Source organism: Neobacillus sp. PS3-40 (assembly GCF_030915485.1).
Taxonomy (GTDB): Bacteria; Bacillota; Bacilli; order Bacillales; family Cytobacillaceae; genus JAUZPL01.
Genome location: NZ_CP133266.1, coordinates 4215124 through 4240522 on the forward strand (window position 1 = coordinate 4215124; position 25399 = coordinate 4240522).

Genomic DNA, 25399 nt, shown 5'->3' on the forward strand with positions numbered 1-25399 from the left:
GTGGAAATGGAAGTGAATCTAATGACAAAGCTTATGAAACAGTTTAAAGAAATTGTAGAAAGTAATAATCAAGATTTGGTTCAGGAAAATGCAAATGTTGATGGATTATCGCCGATGGGAGTAATGAGTTTGTTTGCTTCAGCCTCAGCTAAACATTATACGATAGAACATTTATTGTCTAAAGATGTAATAGTTGCTTTTAAGGAAGGCTATATTCACATTCATGATTTGGATTTCTATGCAAGTGGCACAACAACATGCATACAACTACCCCTAGCAAAGTTATTAAAAGATGGTTTTAACACGGGACATGGCCATATGAGGGAGCCTAAAACAATCATTAGTGCGATGGCGTTAACAAGTATTATTTTTCAAGCAAATCAAAATATGCAGCATGGTGGGCAATCCATTCCTTGTTTTGATTATGATTTAGCCCCATATGTTCGAAGAACATTTGAAGCTAAAAAAGGATTGGTCAAGGATTTGGCCAAAGATAGTACTGAAGAATTCATAGAAAAAAAGGCATGGGAATTAACTGAGAAGGAAGTGTTTCAAGCATGTGAAGCTTTTGTACATAATAGTAATTCGATGCATTCACGAGGCGGTGCACAAACTCCATTTATTTCTATTAATCTAGGAACCGATACCTCTAAAGAAGGTAGAATGATCACAAAAAACCTCCTCCTTGCAACCCAAAAAGGGTTAGGTGGTGGAGAAACGCCAATCTTTCCAATTATCGTTTTTAAAATCAAAGAAGGAGTAAATTTTAACAAAGAAGATCAAAACTATGATCTATTCCGACTCTCTTTAGAAACAACTTCTAAACGTCTGTTTCCAAACTATGTGTTTATTGATGCTCCTTTTAATTTAAAGTATTACGATGGTTCAAAAGAATCAGAGATTAGTACAATGGGTTGCAGAACAAGGGTTATGGGTAACATCAACGGAGTGGAAACATCGGTAGGGAGGGGAAATCTTTCCTTTACATCAATTAACCTTCCATTACTTGCAATAGAATCAAATTCAGTCGATGACTTTTGGGACAAGCTTAAAACCTATACAAATCTATGTATTAAGCAATTACATGAACGTTATGCATACCAATCACAAAAAAATCCAGCAAACTTTAAGTTTTTATATGGCCAAGGAGCTTGGTGGAATGGAGAAACATTAAAACCACATGAAAAGCTAGAAGAAATATTAAAACAAGGGACATTATCAGTCGGTTTTGTTGGACTTGCTGAAGCCCTTGTTCAACTATTCGGTCTACATCACGGAGAAAGCAAGGAGGCTTTTGAATTAGGGTATAAATTCATTAAGTATATGCGCGATCGAATGGATGAAGCCACTAAGGAATATGGGTTGAATTTCACCTTGTTAGCTACTCCAGCTGAATCCTTCGCAGGGAAAGCTCTACGGAAAGTAAGAGACAAATATGGGGTGATAAAAGGTGTAACAGATCGAGAATATTTCACCAATAGCTTCCATGTCCCTGTTTATTACAACATTAAGGCAGTAGATAAAATTAAGATTGAAGCACCATTCCACGAACTTACAAATGCAGGTCATATTACTTACATTGAGTTAGATGGTAATGCAAGCAACAATATCGATGCATTAGATACCATTGTACGAGCTATGCATAAATACGGGATTGGCTATGGAAGCATTAATCATCCTGTTGATGGCTGTTTGGTATGTAAACATCAAGGGATTATTGAAAATGAATGTCCGAAATGCGGGAATATGGATGAAAATAATATTGAGCGAATCCGCAGAATAACAGGTTATTTAGTTGGTAGTTTGAATAAATGGAATACCGCAAAGCGAGCTGAAGAGCGTGAGCGCGTGAAACATGCCAAATCAGTTAATAATAGCAATCCTATAATTTTACAAAAAGGAATGCGAGAGGGAGACAAACCATGCGAGTCATGAACATCCTCCATGATTCTATTGTAGACGGAAGAGGGTTAAGGACTGTCATCTTTTTTGCAGGTTGTCCACATCATTGCGTGGGATGTCATAATCCCCAGTCCTGGAACCAAGAGAATGGAACGGTAATGACTGACGAGGAGATTTTTCAAGAAGTAATACGTAATGAATTAGCTGATGTCACCTTTAGTGGAGGTGAACCATTCCTTCAATCAAAGGAAATAGAGCCTTTGGCGCAACGCCTGAAACAGGAAGGCAAGAATATTTGGTGCTATACAGGTTTCCTTTATGAGGAATTGATGAATCACCCTCACCATTTGGCTTTGCTCAAGCATATAGATGTTTTGGTAGATGGAAGGTTTGAAGTCTCTAAGCGTGACTTATCCTTACTTTTCAAAGGGAGCAATAATCAGCGGATTATCGATGTACCGAACAGTTTAAAATGTGGGACAGAGTGCATGATAGACGACAGCAACTAGATGAAATAAAATTGTAAAGATTGAGTTCAATAGAATGTTGGTAGATAAGTTCATTAAAACATGAAATAATATAAGGAGAGTATATGAAAAGATGTTTGGAGTTGGAAAAATGAACCGATGTGGATGGGCAAATAAGGATCAGCTATATATGGATTATCATGACCATGAATGGGGCGTCCCAGTGTACGATGATCGGCTGTTATTCGAGTTTTTAAATCTTGAAGGTGCTCAAGCAGGACTCAGCTGGCATACCATCTTGAAAAAAAGAGAAAATTACCGAGTGGCCTTTGATCATTTTGATCCTGAAAAAATCATTCAATATGATGAAAAAAAGATTGAAGAACTTTTAAGCAATGAGGGAATCATCAGGAATAAGCTCAAAGTCAATGCTGTAATCACAAACGCAAAGGCTTATTTTAATGTTGTAAATGAATTTGGTTCATTCAGTAAATATATCTGGTCGTTCGTGGATGGAAAGCCGATTAAAAATCATTTTAGGGAATTATCGGATGTGCCTACTTCAACGGAAATTAGTGATAAATTGAGTAAGGATTTAAAGAAACGCGGGTTTAAATTTGTAGGATCAACCATTTGTTATGCGTATATGGAAGCTGTTGGAATGGTCAATGATCATATTATTACCTGTGATTGCTATAATAAATAACTTCTGGTACAGAAGAAATGATGGAGAAGAAGGCATTGGGGAAGAATCCAATGCCTTTCTTAGGTTAAGGATCTATTAAATATTTATGTTGATATTTGAATAAAACGAACTTTGTTCTAAAATGAATATATAAATAAGAGAAAAAACAAGTGATTTCGAGTGGCGTTATAAGACATTATTGTTTAACAGAGCCATTTTTAAAGTAGTAATAACTGCAATCATTACCTAGTAATCTGAGAAACCAACGAAAATAAAATAAACGGAGATTTTTCGGTTAAATGCAGAATAGAGCTCGTTTCGGGGTGTATAAGCGGAGGTTTTCCGGTTACGCAGTGCAAAGTCCCCCATTTTCGCGGTTTTTGAGTAAATAGGCGGAAACTCTCCGCCTATTTAAGCTATTTTAAATCCAATTTACAAATTAAGAGGAATTTCTCCGTCTATTAAGAATTCTCCGTCCATTAAGAATTCGGACAGGTATCAAATATCAACATTTACCTAAAACAGAGCTTAGATTGAAAATAAATGGTAAATATAGTAACCCTTAATTAAAACCTTAAAAGTTTATTGTATTAATTAATTTTTTATTGTTTTTATTAAATAACTTTATTTCCCCTTCATCAAGTGGAGTCTCGCTCTTATAATACCAAATGTACAAACCTTCTAACCCGTTTTCCTTTACAACACTTGAAGGAAGAGCTTCTAAGTTTAAGATATTTGCTTCATTTCCATTCACTTCAATAAAACGGTCTTCACCATTTCTAATTAATCCATAAAGTAGGTTTTCACCGTGGCCTTGATAACCACTTAATTTTTCATTATTATCGTTTTTTCGATTAAGCCCATATAATTGTGTAAAAAGAATAGGTCATCATCATGGCCCGTGTTACAATGTTTTCGACCAAGAAAACCATAAACGGAGGACATGATGATGACCCAAATCAATATTACTATAAATTTAGAAGATCTCAAAGGGAAAATTGAAAGCAGCTCTCTAGAATCACCTGTGAAAGCTTCATTATCTCTTATTTTGAATTCCTTAATGGAGAAAGAAAGAGACGAATATATTAATGCTCTTTCCCATGAAAGAACAGAAGAACGCAGAGGCTACAGAAATGGTTTTTATGAGCGTGAGCTCATTACTGGTGTTGGATCTCTAAAGTTAAAGGTTCCTCGTACTAGGGACGGTGAATTCTCTACAACTATCTTTGAAAAATACAAACGCTGCGACCAAGCACTTATCCTTTCCATGATTGAAATGGTTGTGAATGGTGTTTCTACACGTAAAGTGACTAAAATTGTAGAAGAATTATGTGGGACAAGTGTATCTAAATCACTTGTTTCCAATCTCATCAAAACAGTAGACCCAATAATTAACGACTGGAGAAACCGTCCACTTAACGTGCATTACTACCCGTATATTTACGTAGATGCCATGTACATTAAAGTTCGTGAGAACAATAAAGTAGTTTCTAAAAGTGTTCATATTGCCATTGGGGTAAGTGAAAGTGGACACAGAGAGATTATTGGCCTAAAAGTCAATCACACTGAATCCACTGATAGCTGGACATCCTTCTTTGAGTATTTAAAGTCCAGAGGACTTCAATCCCCTAAGTTGGTGATTTCTGATGCTCATGGCGGCTTAGTCACATCCATTAAAGAATCATTCTTAGGCACTTCTTGGCAGAGGTGTAGTGTTCATTTTTTAAGAAACATCATGGATACCCTGCCAAAGAAAGGTACTGCCGAAGCTCGTCAAGAACTGAAGGACCTTTTTCAAAACTCAGATATAGATGTTGTAAGGGAATTGAAAAATCGTTTTGTAGAGAAGTATCAAGATACGAAAGGCTTTTCAAAAGCGATTGAAACTTTAGAAAATGGGTTTGAAGACGCTATCCAATTTCATTCCCACCCGGTCCAGTATCATAAACACTTACGCACAACGAACATGCTTGAACGCTTAAACCAAGAGGTTCGCAGAAGAGAAAAAGTTATTCGGATCTTTACGAATGATCAGTCGGCTATCAGGATTATTGGTTCAGTATTAATAGATATTGAAGAAGATTGGAATAAAAATAATGTTCCTTATCTTAAGAAAACAAAAGAAAAATAATAATAACACTCTATCCTAAAAGAGTGGAAAGGCCTAATTTCAAATTGACATTGAGCCTCCACTGGGCATGATGGAAAGCCAGGAAGCCAGGCGTCTAACAACACCTGGCTTGCCCTCCAGGCTATCATGCCCGCTCCTCAATGTAAATTTTAAATAAATGTAGCTCACTTTACGAATTCTTTTTTATAAGTTGAAAATCATTGTTTACACTTTTACACAATTAAATGGACTTGACTGTTTTTTCCTAGCAGACCCCAAGAAAGCATACCTGCTCGCCACCCTAAAATTCCTTTTCGAACAAAAGATGCCCCTAAACTATCTTTATCCTTAATAAAAAAGTATAGAGACTCACCATTCACCTTATAGGCAGGAATTAAAAGCAAATTTTTATCAATTGCTAATAAAGCTTCTTGAGGCTCTTGATAAGAATGTGATTTTTCATTCATAAACCAGATTAATACCGCCGAAAATAAAATAACTATAAAAGTAATAATTGAAATGAAAGACTTTGACTTATTTTTCAACCAATTACCCTCCTAATTTTATGATTCATTTTTGTTCAATTGAAATGATTCTCCTTTTATAAAAATATACTTTTTCTATAATCATAATGTAAGTATAAATACATTATATGGTATAATTAGGATAAATAACTATTTAGGAGTTGATTTGATGAAAAATACAAAAAGCGAATTGTTTTCTTGGATCAAATCTATATTTTTTGCACTGTTAGTTGCCTTTATTTGTAGACATTTTATTTTTTCTCCAGTTACCGTTTTTGGGGAATCTATGAAGCCAACTTTTGAAGATCAAAATAAACTTATTGTGACTAAAATCAGTAAAATTGATCGTTTTGATATGATTGTATTCGATGCCCCTGATTCGAATGAAAATTATATAAAAAGGGTTATAGGGTTACCTGGTGACAAAGTAGAAATGAAAAATGACACCTTATATATAAATGGTAAAAAATACAAAGAGCCTTATTTAAAAACAAACAAAGAGGGAATTGCATCTGATGAAAAGTTAACTGGCGATTTTGACTTGATGAGCCTTTTAGGGAAATCAGTTGTACCAAAGAACTCGCTTTTTGTAATGGGTGATAATCGAAGATGGAGCAAGGATAGTAGGATATTTGGCTTTATTTCCAAGGATTCTGTTATTGGGAAAGTTCAACTTCGTTACTATCCGATAAAGGAAATCGGTGCTCCAAAATAACAAATTTACTATTAGTAGTACTATAAATTCGCAAATATAACCTTCCAATATCTATCCAAACCTATGGGTAATTTTTAGCAAAAAACATATTTCTATATGTTTTTTGTTGTTATAAAATGATCTAAAAGGGGGGAATGGATGATGAAGCCAATTTTGCTCGATTTTCCAGCAGAATTTTATACAGATAGATTGGTCATTCGAATGCCCAGACCTGGAGACGGAAAAGCTGTGTTTAATGCGATTCAAGTATCGATTAATGAATTGAAGCCTTGGATGTCTTGGGCACATAAAGAACAAACTGAACAGGATGTAGAAAAGAATATCCGTGAGGCATATGTGAAATTTTTAGCTAGAGAAGATTTGCGTCATCATATTTTCCTTAAAGAATCAGGTGAATTTATTGCTGCCTCCGGTTTGCATCGGATCAATTGGGATGTTCCAAAGTTTGAAATCGGTTATTGGATTGATACACGTTTCTGTGGAAATGGCTACATAACGGAGGCTGTTGCGGGTATTACCCATTTTGCATTTCATGAGCTAAAGGGCAAGAGGGTGGAGATCCGCTGCGATTCTAAAAATGTAAAAAGTAGGGCCATACCAGAAAAACTTGGTTTTTCATTAGAAGGAATTTTTAAAAATGATGGAATGTCAGCGGATGGAAAAGAAGTAAGGGATACACGCATTTACGCAAGAACAAATTCGTGAAGTAAACTTACGATGCCGATTTCCAAAGGGGAATCGGCTATTTCTATGAAAAAATGCTCAGTTGTATAGATAGAGATCATTAAATATTACTACAAAAAAAGTTCAAATTAGACACTTGAATCTTCGAATTAAACCAACAGATAAATCTGGAAATGGCGTGGAGTTAAAAATTATTTTCTACAAGGCTCTATTCATAAATTTGTTGATAATCTCAAGCTTAGTAAAAATCGGTATCAGGATTTTTACGGTTTATCGCACAATTATTATAAATAGAATTCTATTTGGATATAGGAAAAGAGCACGATCCCCTATTTAATACGGGAATTAGCCTATATACGAAAAACAACAATCTATGCGAACACAGCCTTCAAACTTCACTAAAATACTACATTTTGATTGAATTCAAATAAATCGATTACTATTGTAAAGAAGTAAGGGTAAAATAGTCGATAAGAATTGTTTTTTACTGTTTAACATAACTACAGTCGAGAGGAGAACCAAGCTTGCAGCATATTATCGCCTTTATGAATGATTATGGATATCTAATCTTATTTCTAACATCAACATTGGGAATTCTTGCTGTTCCGGTACCGATTGAAGCACTATTGGGCTATGCTGGCTTTATGTCGTTTCAGGGCCAACTTAATTGGTTTGGCAGTGTTTTAGCTGCTACTATCGGCTGTACAACTGGTATGCTCTTAGCCTATTTAATCGGATCAAAGCTTGGAATGCCTTTTTTTGAAAAATATGGCTCACGGGTTCATTTAGGACAAGAACGTTTGAACAAAACGTCAATATGGTTCAAAAAATACGGAAATAAGTTAATCATTGTAGCCTTTTTTATTCCTGGTGTTCGCCATTTCACAGGATATTTTTCAGGGATAACTCGCTTACCGTTTCGAATTTTTACTTTGTATTCATTTATAGGGTCGATGATTTGGGTTTCTACCTTTATTACTTTAGGGAAAATGCTCGGACCTAAATGGCAGTTTTTTCATGAGGCCATTAAGAAATATTTAATTATCGGTAGTATTTTTATCGTCATTCTAATCCTTGCAGTTTATTTTATTAAAAAATATAGAAATGAATTACTTCAAATTGGAACCAATGTATTCAAAAAGATATTACAAGTTTTTCGGAGCCGCAGGAGAGTGGAATTGTTCCTGGGTACTATTGCTACTCTGACATTGGGCTTTATTATTCTGATGATCGGGATAATTCAGGATTATTTGGCAAATGAGTTTAATGATTTTGATACAATCGGTACTATTTTGGTAACGGTAATTTTTAAAGGACGTTTAGCCTTTTTGATGAATTTTTCTTTGAAGCTTGGAACAAATGTGTTTTTAATTAGTATCATTTTATATACACTTTTGTGGATGTTATGGAAAGGGAAAGAAAAGCTGCTTGAAATCTACTTTTTGATTTTTACGGTTGTAGGGGGAGAGCTATACGAAGAAATGCTCCGAACTATTTTTCATAGGCTTTCACCAAATGAACCGCCTTTGTTAGAGCGAATTCCATCTGGATTCCCAAGTGAGCAGTCGTTAATGGCATTTGTGATATATGGGTTTTTCTTCTTTGTGATCCTGCGCCATAACCGTGCTATCAAAGTACATACAGTTTTGATCATCAGCTGGGTGTCGATTCTCCTGTTTATTGGCATAAGCCACGTGTATTTTGGTGTTCAAAATCCAAGCCAAATTGCTGCAGGCTATGTGTTCGGAGGAGTATGGCTTGGACTTTCAATCTTACTTCTTGAAATATTCAGGCTGCTAATTGGTATGGATGCCCCGAAAAAAGGAACTAAAATTCGAAAAAAGAAGATTTTATTTCAAAAAGGAGACGATACACCGCCAAATTGACTCGGTTTATAGATCAAAATAGTAGTTTTTAACAGTTTAATGGTAAAATGAGATCGCCAAGTTATAACATTTTGTTTAAGGTTAGTTAGTGATTTCTAATGATGTAATGTTACTTCTGAATGATTTGAAGTGATAAAGAAATGTAGGTGCTGAATGGAAAAGAAAAAAATAGAAAAGTGGATGAATATTGTTTCGAAAATAGTTTTGTTTGGTGGAATATTCGCCATAATCGCTAGCATCCACTCATTGAGTACCACATTTCACCTCTATATTACAGGGAGTGAACCAGGGCGATTCAATAAAGAAATCAATAAAAATGTTGGTACTGTTGCTGAAATTATCGGGATTGCTACCGGAGCGCTTTGGGTGGTTCGTAAAATTTGGCTGGAAATGAAAAAACGGAAATGGCCATTTACGGACTGGATTCAACAGCTTTTCGTATTATTACGCAAACGGCATATTTATTTAGGAATCTTAACCCTTTTATTATCCTTTGCGCATGGTGTTTATTTCTATTTATTTGTCGATGAACGCCACCAATGGACAATGTACTCTGGGGTTGTAGCCTTTATTTCTCTCATTATCCTTGCTTTATTAGGATGGAGACATGAGCAAAATAAGAAAACGAAAAAAAATCAACAAACGAAAAAAGCACATGTAATGTTTGCGATTATTTTTGCCATATTGTTTTTGGTCCATTTAAATCTTTAAAAAATATTCGTGAAACGCCAACTAATAGGATAAAAAAATCAATCAAAGCGATCCCCTTTGTCTTAGATTTTTGAAGGAATCCATCCTTTGGTGGATTCTTTTTTAGCTAAGTAGAATTTATATCCATAAATTCTACTAGCGCATAAGTGCAACTACGCCTAATCACCGCCCTTATGGGCTCGCCAATTTGCGAGTTTTCTTTATACGTAAATGGTACTTTTGTAATTAAATGCATTTGAGAAGACTAGAAAGGAAGAAGCTCATGAATAAAAAATTTATTCGTTTAACAACCTTTGTTTCCATCTTATTATGCTTGCTCTGGCTTATTGGGCTTGGCTGGGCAGTGGAAGAATTTTATGCAGGTAAACCTGAAAATCCTAAATCAAAAGCTGTAACTGAAAAGGTCGTAGATAAAAAAGAATTAACAGTTGTGGCTTTAGGTGATTCCTTAACAAGAGGAACAGGTGATGAAACTGGAAAAGGGTATGTCGGGGATGTTATCGATGAAATAAAGAAAAGAACGAAACAGCCAGTCACATTATTAAATCTCGGAATTAATGGGGCTAGGTCAGATCAGTTACGGACGCAGGTGCAACAAAGAGAAGTAAAAAGGCAAATTCAGCGAGCAGATATTCTATTAGTTACAATTGGCGGGAACGATTTGTTCAGAGGTGGACAAGGGTTAATGGATTATCAAACAAAGAACATTGCTGTAACCGAGAAAAAATATTTAGAAAATATAAAATTTATTTTTCAACAAATAAGACAAACCAATACAAAAGCAAATGTTTTTTTCATTGGGTTATATAATCCTTTTATAAATTTAAATGAGGGAAAAGATATTTCAAAAGTAATTCGACGTTGGAATTATGATAGTGCAGAAATCAGTGCTTCTTTTCCAAAGGTTGTGTTTGTACCAACGTTCGATTTATTTGAACTAAAAGTAAATGACTATTTATACTCAGATAAGTTCCATCCAAATACAAAGGGATACCGGTTAATTGCTGAACGGGTGGCAGCATTACTGACCTGGTAAGGAGAGTGCATTGATGGAGAAAATAACATTATCGGTACAAAACCTGAAGAAAGTGATTGGGAAAAAAGAAATTATTAAAGGTATATCATTTGAATTAAAGGAAGGGGAGGTGTTTGGATTTCTTGGGCCTAATGGAGCAGGGAAAACAACAACGATCCGTATGTTGGTGGGCTTGATTAAACCAACCTCTGGATCGATTGAAATATGTGGCTATAATATTAAAACGCATTTTTACCATGCATTAAAAAATCTTGGCTGCATTGTTGAAAATCCTGAATTATATCCATATTTGACAGGATCGGATAATCTCCTTCATTTTGCACGAATGCTTGAAGGTATTGGTGAAGAACGGATCAAAGAGGTGACAGAACTTGTCGGGTTAACAGAAAGAATTCATGATAAAGTAAAAACATATTCCCTTGGGATGAGACAACGACTTGGGATAGCACAAGCACTTTTAGGAAGACCAAAGGTATTAATCCTCGATGAGCCAACAAACGGATTAGATCCCGCAGGAATACGCGAAATGAGACAATTTATTCGCTATCTTGCTAAAAAAGAAGGACTGAGTGTGCTTGTATCAAGCCATCTATTAAGTGAAATTCAACTTCTATGTGATCGAGTGGCGATTATTTCGAAAGGTACAATCATTCGAACAGATACAGTACATCATTTATTATCGAATCGTGAACGAGTGGTTTGGCATTTTCATCCATATGAAATGGGAAAGCAGCTTTTAGAAGCTTTAACTACTGTGGAAGAAAAGAAAGATGGAACGATTCTAACGGAATTCCATGAAACCAAGATAGCTGAGTGGAACAAACTCCTTGTTGAAGCAGGCGTAAGTGTAACGGAAATGAACCGAAAGCTGCCTGTCCTAGAAGATTTATTCCTCGAACTAACAGGGGGCGACAGGATTGAATAAACTTATCCAAAACGAAATGATGAAGTTAATCGCCAAGAAGAGGTTACTTGTCATTGCTGCCATTATTGCTGTTCTAGTGATTTTGTTTACATACGCACAATATAAAGAAGTACAAACCCAAAGGGAAAAGTTAGGAACAAGTGATTGGAGAACCACTTTACAGCAACAAATTGTCGATACGACTAATCGGTTAAGTTCGAGCCGAATTTCTGAAGAATGGAAAAAACAGTTGCAAGTTACTTTGCAACAGGAACAATATTATCTTGACAAAGATATCAATCCATCAGAGCCAGGGGCTCCGACTTTTATAAGAATATTCCTTGAAAATTCAATTGATTTATTTTTACCATTAATGGTCATGGTCATTGCAAGTGATCTTGTCTCTTCTGAACATAGTTTGGGTTCGATAAAACTCTTGTTGACAAGACCAGTCAAAAGATGGAGGGTACTGTTCAGTAAATATATTTCCCTTTGCTTGGCAATTTCATTAATTGTAGCGATAACAGGAATACTGTCCTATTTGATCTCTGGATCAATATTTGGTTATAAAGGATGGGGAACCCCAATATTAACAGGCTTCTCAGTCACAGATGCAGGTCTAAACACCTCTGCTGTAAAAGTTCTTGATCTATGGCAGTTTTTATTAATGGATTTTGGGCTTGTCTGGTTTGTTGCCATCGTTGTAGGTACGTTATCTTTTATGCTTTCTGTTTTAATTCGAAGTACGGCCGCAGGTATGGGTGTAATGCTTGCAGCTTTAATATCTGGTGCCATTTTAAGCAACATGGTGTCATCTTGGACATCAGCAAAGTATTTGTTCATGGTAAATTTGCGCCTTACGGATTATTTAAAAGGAGCAGCACCACCGATTGAAGGAATGACCCTGTCGTTTTCATTGCTGGTTTTATTAGCTTGGTGGGCAGTCTCCTTGTTTGTTGCGTTTTTTGTCTTTACAAAAAGAGATGTTTATTAACTTTTCCCTTTAAGAAGCCTCCTTTCTCGCTTATTTCCATCTATAGTTTCTTGTTAGAAGGAAACCATAAATGTGTACTCTAAAAAGTCAAAGGAGGTTTTTAAAGGTGAATTATAAAAAGACAAAGCTGGCAATAGCCTCTACTCTATTGATTTCCCTTGGTGCCTGTGCTCAAAAAAATGCGGGTGATCAGTTTGGGCCAAGAAACGTAAATAATCCTAGAAATGTATCAACAGGGGATTTGAATGGGCGATATGTCGGTCCACAGGACTACAGTTTAAATGGGCAGCGTAATGTGGGTACACGCGACTACGATTTAAATAGAACACGAAATATGAGTACGAGGGATCTAGATCTAACAAGACCACGAAATGTTTCAACAGGTGATCTTAAGTATCCAATGCAAAATATGAATGTTTCGGATCACAATTCAACAACAGAAATACAACCAATGAACAATGGTTTTATAACAATTGATCAAAATTCATATAGTACTTCAATGGCAAGTCATCAGTTTCCACATAGCAAAAAGATTCAACAGGGTAATTTTTGGTATTACTCATTTCAACCAGAAGTCGTTAAACAAAGAACTGGGATGATACCACAACAGCCTAAAAATGGAGTAGTAACTCCTCCAACAACCAGGGGGCAGGCAGCTCCTGCACCAACTCAGGCACCAACTGAAATTGGTAAGGTAGCACTGCAGGTAATTGAACTAACAAATGTTGAAAGAAAGAAAAATGGTCTTCCACCACTTAAAGCAGATGCGTCTTTGAGTAAGGTTGCCCAAACAAAATCAAATGATATGGAAACAAAGCATTACTTTTCACATACCAGTCCAACTTATGGATCTCCTTTTGATATGATGAGGGACTTCGGTGTTACTTATCGTACAGCTGGCGAGAATATCGCAATGGGGCAGCCAACTGCTCAAGAAGTGGTAAATGCATGGATGAACAGTGAGGGGCATCGCAAAAACATCTTAAGTGCAAATTATACAAACATTGGTGTCGGCTATACCCAAGCAGGGAATTACTGGTCCCAAATGTTTATCGGTAAATAGAAAGTTTTAGAAGTTATTCCTATATGGGATAGCTTCTTTTTTTTCAAAGCAATCCTTCTCATTAACTAATTTTTTGTTATAATGGTAATTTTTTTCGGTAAAGTGGGGAATGATATCTTCGTGCCATATTAGGACTAAAAGGATTTCCTAAATTTGAGCGAATATAGTAGGTAAAAGGAGATGTTTGTAAGTTGAAAAAGAAAGTAGTAATGTTAGCTGCGGGGTTGTTTTTATTACTGCCGAGCTTTGGAATGGCAAATGGTGCAACACCTGATTCTAAACAGGAACAGAAAATGAATGTTCCTGATGATTGCCGTCATGGAAAACACGGAGATATGATGAATAAAGAAGAATGGCAGGCAAAAATGAAAGCAAGAGAACAGCAATTGCTTCAATGGGTGGATCAATACACGCCAGAAAAGAAGGCTGAATGGGCAAAAGTTACCCAAGAAAAGAATATGTTACATGAAAAGTGGTTAAGCCCAGAGTTTGCTAAACAACGTGAACAATGGAAAAAAGAAAAAATGGCGGAAATGCAGAATCTAAAGAAGCAATATGATGAGGGTAAAATTACGAAAGAGGAATTAATGAAAAAAGCCCATGGTGGCAAAGATATGGCCCATTGGAAAACATTCCATGATTTAAAAGCAGCTGTTGAAAGTAACAATAAACAACAGGTATCCCAATTGTTAAATCAACTTCTTGAACAACATAAGCAGCATAATCAAATGGTAAAAGAAATGCTTAATCGAAAGACTAAACAAGAATAGCGCACAAAAAAACGTCAGTCATTTTTGGAAAAGCAGTTCCGTTTTTGTGGAGAAACAATTCAAATAGCCTAGGAATTAGCATATCAATTAACATACAAATTGGTATGCTATTTTTTATTGAAATAGATTTTTGGCTAAATTGAGTCCAAAATTACATAATAAATAGCGTGCCAATTAACAGCATGACAATCATCTGGGTCATTGTCCGATTAAGGGCGTTGATTTTAATTGTTATGCGTTTATGGTATGCAAACCATATAGGAGGACAAAGAAAAAATCTTTATGTAACGGTCTTTGAAACTTGTCTGTTAATTTCCGCTTCAGGCGCTCGCTTTCCGCGGGGCGGGTGGGTGAGCCTCCTCGGCGCTTAAGCGCGCCTGCGGGGTCTCACCTGTCCCACTACTCCCGCAGGAGTCGAGCACTCTACGCTCCAATCAACAGGGTGTCAAAATTAATTGTGCGCTATAACATTGTCAATGTATAAAAGACGGCTATTATCCTTATTAAAAAGGCTCTGTTAAAATTCATTGTTGTTTTTCATTATGATTGGGGAACAGGACATACGATCCTTTATTTAAAAAAAGGCTCTATTAAATTTTGATGTTGATATTAGAATAAAACGAACATTTGTTCTGACGTGAATATATAAATTGGGCAAAAATAAGTGATTTCGAGTGGCGTTTACAGACATTATTGTTTAACAGAGCCATTTTTAAAGTAGTAATAACCGCAATCATAACTCGAGTAACCCGAGAAACTAACGAAAATAAAATAAGCGGAGATTTTTCGGTTAAATGCAGAATGGAGCTCGTTTCGAGGTGTATAAACGGAGGTTTTCCGGTTACGCAATGCAAAGTCCCACATTTTCGCGGTTTTTGAGTCAATAGGCGGAAACTATCCGTTTATTTAAGCTATTTTTAATCCAATTTACTGATTACGAGGAATTTTTCCGTCTATTAATAATTCGGACAGGTATCAAATATCAACATTTACCTTTAACAGACATCCATGCAAAATTTTTGGCACATCTATGAATGAAATAACAGTTATCCACAGTTATTTCAGGGTAGAGCCATTAAAAAAAAGAAAGTTTTTCAGTGCCCTCGCTTAAGCGCCTGCGGGGTCTCTACCAATTTCAATAACATATAATTATACTAAATAACAGTTTTGACTTTATTCTTCGTTGAGGATTTATTTATAAACGTAAATGAAAAGTTTACACTAATAGCCAGGCTATTCTTTTGGATTGACGTTTTTTGATTCGATCTAATCAAAAAAATCAATCAAGTTCCTCCACTTCTACAAGAATATAATTTTTATAGTAAACGATCAACTCACTATTGGCTTGAGCTGCTTTCTGGACAACCCGGAGGTTTCGACAAAATAAGGGAACTTCGATCTCACCATTATTAAAAATGATGTAGGTAAAATCCTTTGAGAATGGGGAATCTTCATCTCGAATCATGACGAATCTACCTTTAAATGATGAGAGCGACCTATGATTTTCTCCTTCTGCTTCTTCGGCTTGTTGTAAAAATTGTTTATTAACATGTTCAAGGAATTCTTTTAAAAATAGCAGAAATGCGATGAAGCCTAAAATCATAATCGTAACCATATACTTATCTGGAAGGGAAGGATAGGATAGACCAATAATCCAGCTTAAAATAGAAACAAATAAATGAAAATACATCATCTCACCCTCTTTTTAAGTTAATGTAAAAACAAAAAAAGTGTTGGTGTCGTAAACATGTTGTTGATCAATTAAAATTTATGCCGTTTAGAATTCCTATATTCTTCTTAACTTTATAATACCTCAAAAAAAATATTCAGTAAAATATAAATAGACCGAATATTATAAATATGAAAAATACCAAAAAAAGTGCAGGATAATTTCATCCTGCACTTTCGACATTCCGACCTATTTTCTTATATCAACTTTTCCTTCTTTTACCTCTTTAATATCTTCTTTAAATTCTTCTCTAATATCATCAGCCAATCCATCAGTGGCTTTTTTAAATTCACGGATTGATTTCCCGAAAGCACGTCCAATTTCAGGAAGTTTATTGGGTCCAAAAATGACTAATGCTACAACAAGAATCAAAATAAGACCGGGTACGCCAATATTTGAAAACATAGTTACATCTCCTAGCGATGATTTTAATCTGCATTTACATTATACCTTTATGGGCTATTTTGTACTAGCAAAATATTACTGGGTAACGGCTTTAATTTTTTTTGCATTGTTAATGACTATTGGTTATAAAAGTCAACAGAGTTTTCTCACCAAAGTGTAATAATAAGACACTCGTCAGGCTATTTTGCCTTGACGAGTGCCTTATTGTTATCTTCATAAAAATTTTGAATTGCTTGATCTGTATAAACCCAGCCTTTCCAACCTATATGAATGGTATCCTTCATAAAATAAGGGTCATATTCATGTCCAGAGAAGTCGGCAATTTGAAATCCTTCTGCTTCAATCTGTTGCTTGATCCGCTTGTAATAAGCGGTTCGCCCAGCCTTAGGAAAACCGGTATAATCATACCATCTTCCATTTACAGGAACAGAAATAAAAAGTGGCTTAGCACCTGATTCCTTTAGTAGGTCCAACACTAACTGAAAGTCATGATATTCAACAGATTTACCGTAAGTTGCACCTGTTTTATAATTTTTTAATGAAGGAACACGCTGTTTTATTTTATTGTACTGCGAATCGGTTACATAAAAGTGATTGTTCTTCGAATCTTTTGCACCAATTTGATTTGCTTCCTTTTCTAATTGGGTCCAAGATTTACCCTTTACCTTTGAACTAATAACACGATGGCGGTGAAATCCTCCGGCCAATGTATAATATAAATCCTTTTTCTCTAGAAGTCCTCTATAAACTTTTGCAAACGGTTTTAATAGTGAGGCTTCACGCTGTTTCGATGTGTTATTAGAGATTTCTGCTTCATACAGTGTAGAAAGCATTTGATCATTTTGAACAGGGGAATACGTTAAAAGGCGCTTAATCGCCATTTTCTTTAATTTAGGATCAATCTTATGGTTGAATGCTAAATCATATCCCTGTAAAGTGGAATAATTAGGAACAAAATGGGATTCGTCAGCACCCTTTGGTTGAAACCATTGTGGTGATAAAACAAACACCATTTTTTTCCCTTTTAGCTGGCTAGTATGTTCTGTTAAATTGAGAAAATGAATCAGAGACTCAGTTCCACCTCTACCGATCAAGAAGGGGGTAAATCCCTCATTATTCTCTTTGAAGTAGTTTGATGGATGGAATTGATCTAATCTAGCAAGTTCTGATGAACCATACATTGGAAGATAGTGATCACTTTCGAGCATTTTACCTTGAACATATTTTCCTTGGAACATGAATAGATTCAATTCTGTTGCGGCTTCATTAATTCGACTTTTTGGAATTAGATTCTCAATCCATTTATTTGGAATAATAACGAGAATAAATAAAACTAGAAATGCTAGAATTAATGGTGCAAAGAATACTTTTTTCATTTAAAATCAGCCAACTGTTTGGCGATATTATTCGGTGTATTCCACGTATCACGGTCAAATTCAGTTATCGGTACCATAATACCGAAGCGTTCTTCGATTTGGACAAGAAGTTCAACCGTTCCAAATGAATCAAGAAGGGCTGAATCGAATAAGTCCATATTTGGATCTTCTTTAACAACATCATCCTGACAAATTTCAGCTAATAATTCAATGACTTGATTTGTAAATTCCATGAGTATCAAACTCCCTTAAAATAATTGACCTGAGAAAATATAAAAACCAAAACAGACAAAGTGGAATGTAATGATTACAGCGGCAACATGTGTAAACTTATTCTGCGGCCACCATTTATGCTTCTTGTTAAAGCGTTCAAAAGCGTTATAAACAACCATTATCAATGCATGATAGACTCCGTAAAGAATATATTGAATTTCTAGGCCATGCCAAACGCCCATTAATAAAAATAACAGAATATAACCTAGGTTGGAAACAATATTTCGGTTTTTAATCCATTTTTTTTTCGTCATCCAAAAGACAAAGCGCATATAAACATAATCGCGAAACCAGAATGATAGACTCATATGCCAGCGATTCCAGAAATCTTTGATATTGCGGCTAATAAACGGTTTATTAAAGTTTTCTGGAGATTTAATCCCCATAATATAGCTAACTCCAACTGCAAATGCACTGTACCCGGCAAAATCAAAGAATAGATATAGACTATATCCATACATATAGAATAGATGATTTTGAAAGTCACTAGTTGCGATAAATCGTAAGTTTGCTATAAAAAAGTGATTGATAGAGTAGCCAATAATAAACTTATATAAAAAACCAAGAAAGATTTTATTGATACCATCATAAAGAAGTAGTTTATATTGATCTCCAGTTAATTCAAGAGTTAGATCCTTATCAAAACGACGATACCGATCAATTGGGCCGGATGAAATCGTCGGGAAGAAAAGGATAAAATAGAGGAGACGTGTGATCGGAATATTATTTTTAATCAAACCATCTCTCGTCTCTATAACCAATTGGGTTCCTTTAAATGTTAAATACGAAATACCTAGAAAGCCGATCCAATTTACCTGTGAAAAATAAGGTAAAAATTTGGATAAAACAAGTGGCATGATCGAAGCCAAAACAGCGATAACAAAAATAATCCCACTATTTGACTTTTTTCGGTATGCAATATAAGTAGTAATCAGTAAAACCTGCCAAGCTGTGAATATTAGTAAAGCAATCGCACCGTTCAATCTTGTTGAAAAAATAAGTGCCAGAGCAAGAATGGAGATAAACATGTTATAAGAATGAATTCTTTTCCCTTTTAGACCAAGAATAACAGTAGGTGCTAGAAGGATAGCTAATATAAAAAAGAATGTAAAAGAGCCATATGGTGTCATACAAATACCTTTTCTTGAATTAGTTTTCGATCAATTTTTCCGTTTGGTGTGATCGGAAGGTCTTGATAATAAGAGAACTTCCTAGGGATCATGTAGGCTGGGAGCAGGGTAGACAGCTCTTTTTTAATTGCACTTGTCAGCTGATACTCTTTTTCAAACCCATGTTCGTTAGCTACGATCGCAGCAGTTAAATACTCGATTTTCTCATTTTGGAAAACAGGGATTACAACGACCAATTTGACGTATTGCGACTTTGAAATATGGTGTTCAATCTCCTCTAATTCCATTCGGTAGCCATGTAATTTGATTTGAAAATCCATTCTCCCTTTATAAAAGAGCATTCCATTTTCTTTATAGCCAGCATCGCCTGTTTTATATGCCATTTTTTCGTTGAAGGAGAAGAAAGCTTTACTTGATAGCTCTTTTTGGCCTAAATAACCCTTACTTACACTTGGACCTACAATGATAATCTCACCTTTTTCACCGTCTGAAACTTCTACCCCATCTTCATTTACAAGCAAGATTTGCGTATCACACTTAGGCGTACCAACGGGAAGACTCGGATATTTTTTCAAGATTTCAGGGATAACTTCAACAGATGTTACTGCAACCGTGGCTTCGGTCGGCCCATACGTATTAAATATTCTTGCTTTCGGGAACCTTGCTAACAACTGTTCGGCAATCGTTACTGGTAAAATTTCGCCACAGAATAGAAAAACTCTTAATTCTGGGAGGAGTTCTTCACAAAACATGGGATCCATTAAACACATTTGCACGAATGAAGGTGTTGACGTCCAAACTTGCATATTGGAATTTTTCAAGGCTTCAAATAACATCTTCGGTTTGGCAATCATTTCTTTTGTGATTGCAAAGATGCTACCGGTACTCGCTAAAGCCGGGTAAAGATCCATAACAGATAAATCAAAAGAGAAGGGTGCTTGGTTAAGAAATTGAAGGGATCCATTAATCGGGAAATCCTTCACCATCCAATCAACAAAGCTTTGCAGATTATTGGCGGAAATTTGCACGCCCTTAGGATTTCCAGTACTCCCTGAAGTATAGATAATATAGAAATTCTCCTCTTCTTTGACCCAGTTTTCTGGATCAACATCTGCAACTATTGAATCTATCGTTATAATTTCGTCATAAGAAGCAATCTGGATAGAAGAACTCTCAATTACAATTGGCAGACTTGAAACATTAATAAAGTATTTTGACTGTGAGCTTTCGATTATTTTCTCAATACGATCCATTGGGATGGATGTGTCAATTGGAATATAAGGATGCCCTGATTTTACACAACCCAAAAAAGATACAAGCATTTCTGGTTCCATATGCCCATAAACTAAAATGGGTGAACCTGCTTGAAGATGTTGTTTGAGCATATGATCAGCAATTTGTTCTGATTGGTTCCAAAGTTCACCATAAGAGAGTTTATTTTTAGGTGAAGTAAAGGCTATAGTGTCAGAATGTGTAAAAGCAAAATCTTTTATTGTATTTAATAATCTCATTTAAGGTCACCTCACGATTAGAAATCGTTATATATATAGGAGCCAGCACTTGCATCGTTAAAACCATACATAAAAAACAATAAAAGGAGAATCAGTAAATAATACAAGAACCGGCTAGTCCATTTAACATGTTGATTTTGAAAAAAACTTTTCCATTTAGTAAGCATGGCTCTAAGATCTCCTAGAAATTTTTTTGAGTAGGGATAACATTCCCTTATTGCCTAGATAATCATAATGCTGTTCGAAAAAACTTGCATTAAAATTAGATGAGAAGCACATTAAAATTTGTTAATCGAAGTCTTTAGTATGCCATACCTTCTGATCAAAAGGAACAGCATTTGCATAGATTTGCAATTAGAGTGGGATTATCGTTAAACTTTAGAATGCAAAATGAACTTTTTATTAAAATAAAAAGTCTTTTCTAAGGGTAGCAGATTTTTAGGCTATGTAATGTAGGTAGGGGCTGAAAAAATGTGGTAAGTGATTTACATGAAATAATTTCCCTGGCCAAGAAAGGGGATCAACATGCTTTCAGGCACTTGGTTACGGTCTATAAAGGCACCGTTTTCCGTCATGCATTTGCCTTATTGAATGATCGAATGGAGGCTGAGGATGTTACTCAAGAAGCGTTTGTTAAAATTTATTTTTCCTTGCCAAAGCTTGAAAATGAATATGCCTTTGTCTCATGGCTGACAAAAGTTGTGACAAATCTCTGCTATGATAAAAATAAAAAATTGACTAAGAAAAAAGCTGCAGAATCAGAAGAACTTGATGAAAATGTGGTTTCAAAGGGTCCATCGCCAATTGATCAAACGGTTATAAAAATAACTATAAAAGAAGCATTGCAAAATATACCATTGGACCAAAGAAATGCTTTAATTTTAAGAGAAATACAGGGTTACTCCTATTCGGAAATTAGTGAGATGTTAGAAATTCCACTTGGCACTGTAAAATCACGAATTAACGCTGCTCGGGAGAACTTGCGGAAAGAACTACAAAAAGGGTGAGTTAAATGTCTGAACATATTGGAGAATTACTCTCATTATATATTGATGAAGAAATAAGCGGGGATGAAAAGTGTTTAGTGGAAAAGCATTTAGCCAATTGTCCCGATTGTCAAAATGAATTATATGAATTATCTTTTTTAAAGAACCAACTGACTGCGGAATATCAGTTTTTAGATATTCCAGATTTGATTGAGGATCAAATAATGGCTAAAATTTCACAAAGGTTAGCAGTGAACACTTCCCGTATATTTAATCGGAATGCACTACTTGTGATGATAACTTTTAGTTTGTTGTTTATTGTGATGACTGGTCCATTCTTAACAATGGGACTTCATATTTTCCATACACTCTTTAGTATTGGAAGTGGGCTAGTTTATGCAATTCCATCCATTCTTTCTGCTATTCCGTATGTAATTGAGGTTGTTTCAATTATATTGTTTGTTTTGATCATTTTGGCTGTTATTGCCCTTAGGTTTGTAGTGAAAACAATGGGAAACACGGTAAGGACGGGGGATCTGTAATGGTAAGAAATAAATTTTTCATTGGCATGATCCTTATTTTGTTAATGTCAGGGGTAGTCGGAAAACCGGCTTTTGCTGCAGATAAGAATTTTTTAAATGAGAAAGAAACCATTCTTCCGACTAATGAAAAAGTAGATAATGTTATTGTTCTAGGGCATGATATCGACATTAAAGGTAAAGTTGATATTTCCGCGATCGTAATAAATGGAAATTTGAAAATATCCAAAACAGCAAGAATCGACGGTATCGTCCTAGTCATTAATGGAAATGTTCAACAAGAACCTGGTTCCTTCGTTAAAGAAAATATATTGGCTCTTAAATTCGAGGATGACACGTTAAATCATTTGCTAATTGGTGCAGCACTCTTATTAGGAACCTGGCTTATCCGTTTTGTTCTAAGTGTAGCAGTCATCCTGCTATCCATCTTAATTGGCCAATTGTTAAAAAATAAGGGTAAACAAAGCTTAAATCGGATAAAAGGGCAAACAGGAAAAATGATCCTTGCGGGTGTGATTGCAAGTTTCGTTTTTGCAGGAATTATTCTACTTCTGGTAATCACTGTCATTGGCATTCCAATTGCGATTATTTTAGCAATTCCACCACTACTTTTCTTTTTGATTGGACTTGCTATGATTAGCCGGATGATAGGAGAAAACCTTTTAGCAAAATTAAATCCAGCAAATTGGGTTATCAATCTAACGGGGGCATTTGTTTTAGTGTCCATTTTCAATTTCCCATTTTTCGGCTGGATTGTATTATTATCTGTCTTTTGGCTTTCATGCGGATTAATGATCATGTGGATGCGAGATAGATGGATAAAGAAACGTAAATGAGGTTTAAAATTAGAAAGCCGGTAGGGAAATCTACCGGCTTTCATCTATCTATTCATCTTGTTTTAATACTCTTTTTGCTCCTACATACCGATCCTTCCAATATGTTGAATGTATAGACTGGATAGAGACTCCTTTATTCTTGGTTACAGCTAAGAATTTGTCGTTTCCTAGATAGATTCCAACAAAGTTGACATTTTCTCCGCCCGTTTTAAAGAAAACTAAATCTCCTTCTAAAAGGTTTTTTTGAAGAATTGCTGTCCCAAGTTTGTATTGTGCTTTTGAGGAATGTGGTAGATTCAGTTCAGCAGCAGAATTTTTAAAAACATATTGAGTATAACCAGATGCATCAAAACCTGTCGGTGTATTCCCACCCCAGTTATATGCATTTCCAAGATATAGCTCTGCAACCGCTGTCACTTCTTGCCCCCATGAAGTAGATGCTTCTGCTTTATGAAGGAATGGAGTGAAAAGAAAGGCTATAACTAGTGTAAAGATAGAAAGACTTGCTAGAATGCCTTTAGACAAATTTGCCACTACCATATGAATTCCCCCAAACTTTTCTATTTTGTTTGTTACCTATTAGTCGTGGGAAAACTAGTTTTTGTTTCAAAACTTTCAAAATATTTACTCGACAAAAAAGGTAGATGTAATCGACAAAATACTTGGGAAAAACTTGGTTTTTCTTAGCTAAGCAGAATTTATGGATTTAAATTCTGCTCGCGCATACCATGTCTCTTTAGATTAAATTTGATTGGACATAATGATATAAAAGTTTTGCCGTATTCTCGATTGAGGATTGATGAGTACGTTCAAAGGCATGTGAGGAATCAATGCCAGGACCAATTAAACCATGAACAATATCATGTCCAGAGCGAATAGCGGCAGAGGCATCTGAACCGTAAAATGGGTAGAGATCCAATTTGTATGGAATATGATTTTCTTCGGCCAGCTGAACTAATTTTTTCCTTAATTCATAGTGATAAGGGCCACTTGCGTCCTTCGCGCAAATCGAAACTGTATATTCATCCGTTGATTGTCCATCTCCAATGGCACCCATATCAACAGCCAAATATTCAACTGTTTCCTCTGGAATATTAGAATTGCCGCCATAACCAATTTCTTCATTATTGGAAATTAAGAAATGGGTGGTGTATGGTAAGGAAATGTTTTCAGTTTTAATCTGTTTGATTAGTTGCATGAGGATCGCAACGCTAGCTTTGTCATCTAAATGACGGCATTTAATAAAGCCACTTGATGTCACTTGCACACGTGGGTCAAAGGAGATAAAATCACCAACCTCAATACCAAGCGCCTTAACATCTTCAGCGTTATGTACTTTCTCATCGATCCGTACTTCAATGTTTTCTTGATTTCGTTCTATTTTATCAGCATCTTTGTAGACATGAACAGAAGTTTGATGCATAAGGATAGTACCTGTATATTTTTTTCCACTGTTTGTTTCGATCTGACAATATTCTCCTTCAATGGAGTTGAATTTAAATCCACCAATTAAATCAATTTTGAGCCGACCACTTGCCTTTACTTCTTTAACCATGGCACCAAGTGTATCCACATGGGCTGTCAGCATTCGATGTTTACTGGAATCATTTCCCTCAATCGTCGCAATTAATCCACCTTTATGATTTCTCATCGTCTTAATTTGTAATTCATTTAAAAACTTTTCAACAAATGTAATCACTTCATATGTATTACCAGTAGGGCTTGGAATTGAAACTAAATTAGCTACTAATTTCATGGTCTGTTCTGTATCTGGGTAGTTCATTTAAAAGTCTCCTTTCAATTTGTATTCCTTACTATTATACATTCATATTGAAATTTACAGTCAATTTTCAGGCTGTTCATGCATATTTTAAGGAGTACCAATTAATTTTTTAGCTAATCAGAATTTATATCCATAAATTCTGCTAGCGCATAAGGGAAACTACGCCTCTGTCATCGCCCTTAGGGGCTCGCCAATCGGCGAGTTTTCTTTACCCAAATTTGCATAATAGTTTAAAAATTGGGCACGACTGATGATAGCGAGCCCTAATTTAAGGGTCGCATAAAGAAATGGGGCAAAGAGGCCTCTCTAATACCGCTTATCTCTGCTAATCACATAAAAATAAACATCCAACTATTTATTGGTAAATAGCAGCTTTTTAA

Annotated in this window: 25 protein-coding genes and 1 pseudogene; 16 read left to right on the top strand and 10 right to left on the bottom strand. The window is 35.5% G+C overall.

Features of this window, described 5'->3' with window-relative positions; genetic code table 11:
• Window positions 1-21: 21 nt before the first annotated feature.
• The 4 genes and pseudogenes from RCG20_RS20505 to RCG20_RS20520 form a co-directional block, all read left to right on the top strand.
• Window positions 22-1857: pseudogene (locus RCG20_RS20505) on the top strand (anaerobic ribonucleoside triphosphate reductase); the annotation flags it as partial.
• A gap of 65 nt (window positions 1858-1922) precedes the next feature.
• Window positions 1923-2411: an anaerobic ribonucleoside-triphosphate reductase activating protein gene (gene nrdG / locus RCG20_RS20510; RefSeq protein ID WP_308181989.1), complete on the top strand. Its 489-nt coding sequence runs from the start codon at window positions 1923-1925 to the stop codon at window positions 2409-2411.
• Window positions 2412-2520: 109 nt separating this feature from the next.
• Entirely contained in the window at window positions 2521-3075 is a 555-nt protein-coding gene (locus tag RCG20_RS20515) for a DNA-3-methyladenine glycosylase I (RefSeq protein WP_308181990.1), read from the top strand.
• 928 nt (window positions 3076-4003) lie between these two features.
• Window positions 4004-5185: an IS256 family transposase gene (locus RCG20_RS20520; RefSeq protein WP_308184279.1), complete on the top strand. Its 1182-nt coding sequence runs from the start codon at window positions 4004-4006 to the stop codon at window positions 5183-5185.
• 212 nt (window positions 5186-5397) lie between these two features.
• On the opposite strand, the gene RCG20_RS20525 is transcribed toward RCG20_RS20520, so the two are convergent.
• A complete protein-coding gene (locus tag RCG20_RS20525) occupies window positions 5398-5709 on the bottom strand; it encodes a hypothetical protein (RefSeq protein WP_308181991.1) in 312 nt (103 codons plus the stop codon).
• A gap of 148 nt (window positions 5710-5857) precedes the next feature.
• On the opposite strand from RCG20_RS20525, the gene lepB reads away from it, so the two are divergent.
• The 9 genes from lepB (at window position 5858) to RCG20_RS20570 (ending at window position 14451) form a co-directional block, all read left to right on the top strand.
• A complete protein-coding gene (gene lepB, locus RCG20_RS20530) occupies window positions 5858-6403 on the top strand; it encodes a signal peptidase I (RefSeq protein ID WP_308181992.1) in 546 nt (181 codons plus the stop codon).
• A gap of 141 nt (window positions 6404-6544) precedes the next feature.
• The gene (locus RCG20_RS20535) at window positions 6545-7108 is read left to right on the top strand and encodes a GNAT family N-acetyltransferase (protein ID WP_308184414.1); all 564 of its coding nucleotides are present in this window, start codon (window positions 6545-6547) and stop codon (window positions 7106-7108) included.
• A 503-nt stretch (window positions 7109-7611) separates the two neighbouring features.
• Window positions 7612-8973 (top strand): VTT domain-containing protein, encoded by a 1362-nt coding sequence (locus RCG20_RS20540; protein ID WP_308181993.1) that lies wholly within the window; start codon window positions 7612-7614, stop codon window positions 8971-8973.
• Window positions 8974-9126: 153 nt separating this feature from the next.
• Window positions 9127-9684 carry a hypothetical protein gene (locus tag RCG20_RS20545; RefSeq protein ID WP_308181994.1) on the top strand — a complete coding sequence of 186 codons (558 nt, stop codon included), beginning with the start codon at window positions 9127-9129 and terminating at the stop codon, window positions 9682-9684.
• A gap of 262 nt (window positions 9685-9946) precedes the next feature.
• Window positions 9947-10720: an SGNH/GDSL hydrolase family protein gene (locus tag RCG20_RS20550; RefSeq protein ID WP_308181995.1), complete on the top strand. Its 774-nt coding sequence runs from the start codon at window positions 9947-9949 to the stop codon at window positions 10718-10720.
• A 13-nt stretch (window positions 10721-10733) separates the two neighbouring features.
• On the top strand, window positions 10734-11645 hold the full coding sequence (locus RCG20_RS20555) for an ABC transporter ATP-binding protein (RefSeq protein ID WP_308181997.1): 912 nt from the start codon (window positions 10734-10736) through the stop codon (window positions 11643-11645).
• Window positions 11638-12618: a DUF2705 family protein gene (locus tag RCG20_RS20560; protein ID WP_308181998.1), complete on the top strand. Its 981-nt coding sequence runs from the start codon at window positions 11638-11640 to the stop codon at window positions 12616-12618. Before RCG20_RS20555 ends, RCG20_RS20560 begins: the two co-directional genes overlap by 8 nt.
• 106 nt (window positions 12619-12724) lie before the next feature.
• Entirely contained in the window at window positions 12725-13681 is a 957-nt protein-coding gene (locus tag RCG20_RS20565) for a CAP domain-containing protein (protein ID WP_308181999.1), read from the top strand.
• A gap of 191 nt (window positions 13682-13872) precedes the next feature.
• Window positions 13873-14451 (top strand): hypothetical protein, encoded by a 579-nt coding sequence (locus RCG20_RS20570; RefSeq protein ID WP_308182000.1) that lies wholly within the window; start codon window positions 13873-13875, stop codon window positions 14449-14451.
• 1279 nt (window positions 14452-15730) lie between these two features.
• On the opposite strand, the gene RCG20_RS20575 is transcribed toward RCG20_RS20570, so the two are convergent.
• From RCG20_RS20575 to dltX, 7 genes are all read right to left on the bottom strand, one after another.
• Window positions 15731-16141, bottom strand: a complete 411-nt coding sequence (locus RCG20_RS20575; protein WP_308182001.1) for a hypothetical protein — start codon at window positions 16139-16141, stop codon at window positions 15731-15733.
• A gap of 228 nt (window positions 16142-16369) precedes the next feature.
• Complete coding sequence (locus RCG20_RS20580; protein ID WP_308182002.1) at window positions 16370-16585, bottom strand: twin-arginine translocase TatA/TatE family subunit; 216 nt, start codon at window positions 16583-16585, stop codon at window positions 16370-16372.
• Between the two features lie 179 nt (window positions 16586-16764).
• Complete coding sequence (dltD, locus tag RCG20_RS20585; RefSeq protein ID WP_308182003.1) at window positions 16765-17961, bottom strand: D-alanyl-lipoteichoic acid biosynthesis protein DltD; 1197 nt, start codon at window positions 17959-17961, stop codon at window positions 16765-16767.
• Complete coding sequence (gene dltC, locus RCG20_RS20590; protein ID WP_308182004.1) at window positions 17958-18194, bottom strand: D-alanine--poly(phosphoribitol) ligase subunit DltC; 237 nt, start codon at window positions 18192-18194, stop codon at window positions 17958-17960. Before dltC ends, dltD begins: the two co-directional genes overlap by 4 nt.
• A 15-nt stretch (window positions 18195-18209) precedes the next feature.
• Complete coding sequence (gene dltB, locus RCG20_RS20595; RefSeq protein ID WP_308182005.1) at window positions 18210-19364, bottom strand: D-alanyl-lipoteichoic acid biosynthesis protein DltB; 1155 nt, start codon at window positions 19362-19364, stop codon at window positions 18210-18212.
• Window positions 19361-20875 carry a D-alanine--poly(phosphoribitol) ligase subunit DltA gene (gene dltA, locus RCG20_RS20600; protein WP_308182006.1) on the bottom strand — a complete coding sequence of 505 codons (1515 nt, stop codon included), beginning with the start codon at window positions 20873-20875 and terminating at the stop codon, window positions 19361-19363. The genes dltB and dltA overlap by 4 nt, the downstream gene beginning before the upstream one ends.
• 17 nt (window positions 20876-20892) lie before the next feature.
• Window positions 20893-21042, bottom strand: a complete 150-nt coding sequence (gene dltX, locus RCG20_RS20605) for a teichoic acid D-Ala incorporation-associated protein DltX (RefSeq protein WP_308182007.1) — start codon at window positions 21040-21042, stop codon at window positions 20893-20895.
• Between the two features lie 306 nt (window positions 21043-21348).
• Here dltX and RCG20_RS20610 point away from each other — a divergent pair, with 306 nt between their 5' ends.
• Genes RCG20_RS20610 through RCG20_RS20620 form a run of 3 tightly spaced genes read left to right on the top strand, consistent with a single transcriptional unit; the run spans window position 21349 to window position 23236 of the window.
• Window positions 21349-21882, top strand: coding sequence for an RNA polymerase sigma factor (locus RCG20_RS20610; RefSeq protein WP_308182008.1), 534 nt, complete (start codon window positions 21349-21351; stop codon window positions 21880-21882).
• A gap of 5 nt (window positions 21883-21887) precedes the next feature.
• The gene (locus RCG20_RS20615; protein WP_308182009.1) at window positions 21888-22403 is read left to right on the top strand and encodes an anti-sigma factor family protein; all 516 of its coding nucleotides are present in this window, start codon (window positions 21888-21890) and stop codon (window positions 22401-22403) included.
• On the top strand, window positions 22403-23236 hold the full coding sequence (locus RCG20_RS20620) for a hypothetical protein (protein ID WP_308182010.1): 834 nt from the start codon (window positions 22403-22405) through the stop codon (window positions 23234-23236). Before RCG20_RS20615 ends, RCG20_RS20620 begins: the two co-directional genes overlap by 1 nt.
• 48 nt (window positions 23237-23284) lie before the next feature.
• On the opposite strand, the gene RCG20_RS20625 is transcribed toward RCG20_RS20620, so the two are convergent.
• Together RCG20_RS20625 and RCG20_RS20630 are read right to left on the bottom strand one after the other, a co-directional pair.
• Window positions 23285-23776: a C40 family peptidase gene (locus tag RCG20_RS20625; RefSeq protein ID WP_308182011.1), complete on the bottom strand. Its 492-nt coding sequence runs from the start codon at window positions 23774-23776 to the stop codon at window positions 23285-23287.
• 196 nt (window positions 23777-23972) lie between these two features.
• A complete protein-coding gene (locus RCG20_RS20630; protein ID WP_308182012.1) occupies window positions 23973-25019 on the bottom strand; it encodes a M42 family metallopeptidase in 1047 nt (348 codons plus the stop codon).
• Between the last annotated feature and the right edge of the window lie 380 nt (window positions 25020-25399).

What these genes read in the sequence shown, in the direction of transcription:
- RCG20_RS20535 (WP_308184414.1), top strand. Translation starts at nt 6,545, where the DNA reads ATGAAGCCAATTTTGCTCGATTTTCCAGCAGAATTTTATACAGATAGA.
- dltD (WP_308182003.1), bottom strand. Translation starts at nt 17,961, where the DNA reads ATGAAAAAAGTATTCTTTGCACCATTAATTCTAGCATTTCTAGTTTTA.
- RCG20_RS20620 (WP_308182010.1), top strand. Translation starts at nt 22,403, where the DNA reads ATGGTAAGAAATAAATTTTTCATTGGCATGATCCTTATTTTGTTAATG.
- dltA (WP_308182006.1), bottom strand. Translation starts at nt 20,875, where the DNA reads ATGAGATTATTAAATACAATAAAAGATTTTGCTTTTACACATTCTGAC.
- RCG20_RS20625 (WP_308182011.1), bottom strand. Translation starts at nt 23,776, where the DNA reads ATGGTAGTGGCAAATTTGTCTAAAGGCATTCTAGCAAGTCTTTCTATC.
- dltC (WP_308182004.1), bottom strand. Translation starts at nt 18,194, where the DNA reads ATGGAATTTACAAATCAAGTCATTGAATTATTAGCTGAAATTTGTCAG.
- lepB (WP_308181992.1), top strand. Translation starts at nt 5,858, where the DNA reads ATGAAAAATACAAAAAGCGAATTGTTTTCTTGGATCAAATCTATATTT.
- RCG20_RS20545 (WP_308181994.1), top strand. Translation starts at nt 9,127, where the DNA reads ATGGAAAAGAAAAAAATAGAAAAGTGGATGAATATTGTTTCGAAAATA.
- RCG20_RS20520 (WP_308184279.1), top strand. Translation starts at nt 4,004, where the DNA reads ATGACCCAAATCAATATTACTATAAATTTAGAAGATCTCAAAGGGAAA.
- nrdG (WP_308181989.1), top strand. Translation starts at nt 1,923, where the DNA reads ATGCGAGTCATGAACATCCTCCATGATTCTATTGTAGACGGAAGAGGG.
- RCG20_RS20515 (WP_308181990.1), top strand. Translation starts at nt 2,521, where the DNA reads ATGAACCGATGTGGATGGGCAAATAAGGATCAGCTATATATGGATTAT.
- RCG20_RS20580 (WP_308182002.1), bottom strand. Translation starts at nt 16,585, where the DNA reads ATGTTTTCAAATATTGGCGTACCCGGTCTTATTTTGATTCTTGTTGTA.
- RCG20_RS20615 (WP_308182009.1), top strand. Translation starts at nt 21,888, where the DNA reads ATGTCTGAACATATTGGAGAATTACTCTCATTATATATTGATGAAGAA.
- RCG20_RS20550 (WP_308181995.1), top strand. Translation starts at nt 9,947, where the DNA reads ATGAATAAAAAATTTATTCGTTTAACAACCTTTGTTTCCATCTTATTA.
- dltX (WP_308182007.1), bottom strand. Translation starts at nt 21,042, where the DNA reads ATGCTTACTAAATGGAAAAGTTTTTTTCAAAATCAACATGTTAAATGG.
- RCG20_RS20575 (WP_308182001.1), bottom strand. Translation starts at nt 16,141, where the DNA reads ATGTATTTTCATTTATTTGTTTCTATTTTAAGCTGGATTATTGGTCTA.
- RCG20_RS20630 (WP_308182012.1), bottom strand. Translation starts at nt 25,019, where the DNA reads ATGAACTACCCAGATACAGAACAGACCATGAAATTAGTAGCTAATTTA.
- RCG20_RS20555 (WP_308181997.1), top strand. Translation starts at nt 10,734, where the DNA reads ATGGAGAAAATAACATTATCGGTACAAAACCTGAAGAAAGTGATTGGG.
- dltB (WP_308182005.1), bottom strand. Translation starts at nt 19,364, where the DNA reads ATGACACCATATGGCTCTTTTACATTCTTTTTTATATTAGCTATCCTT.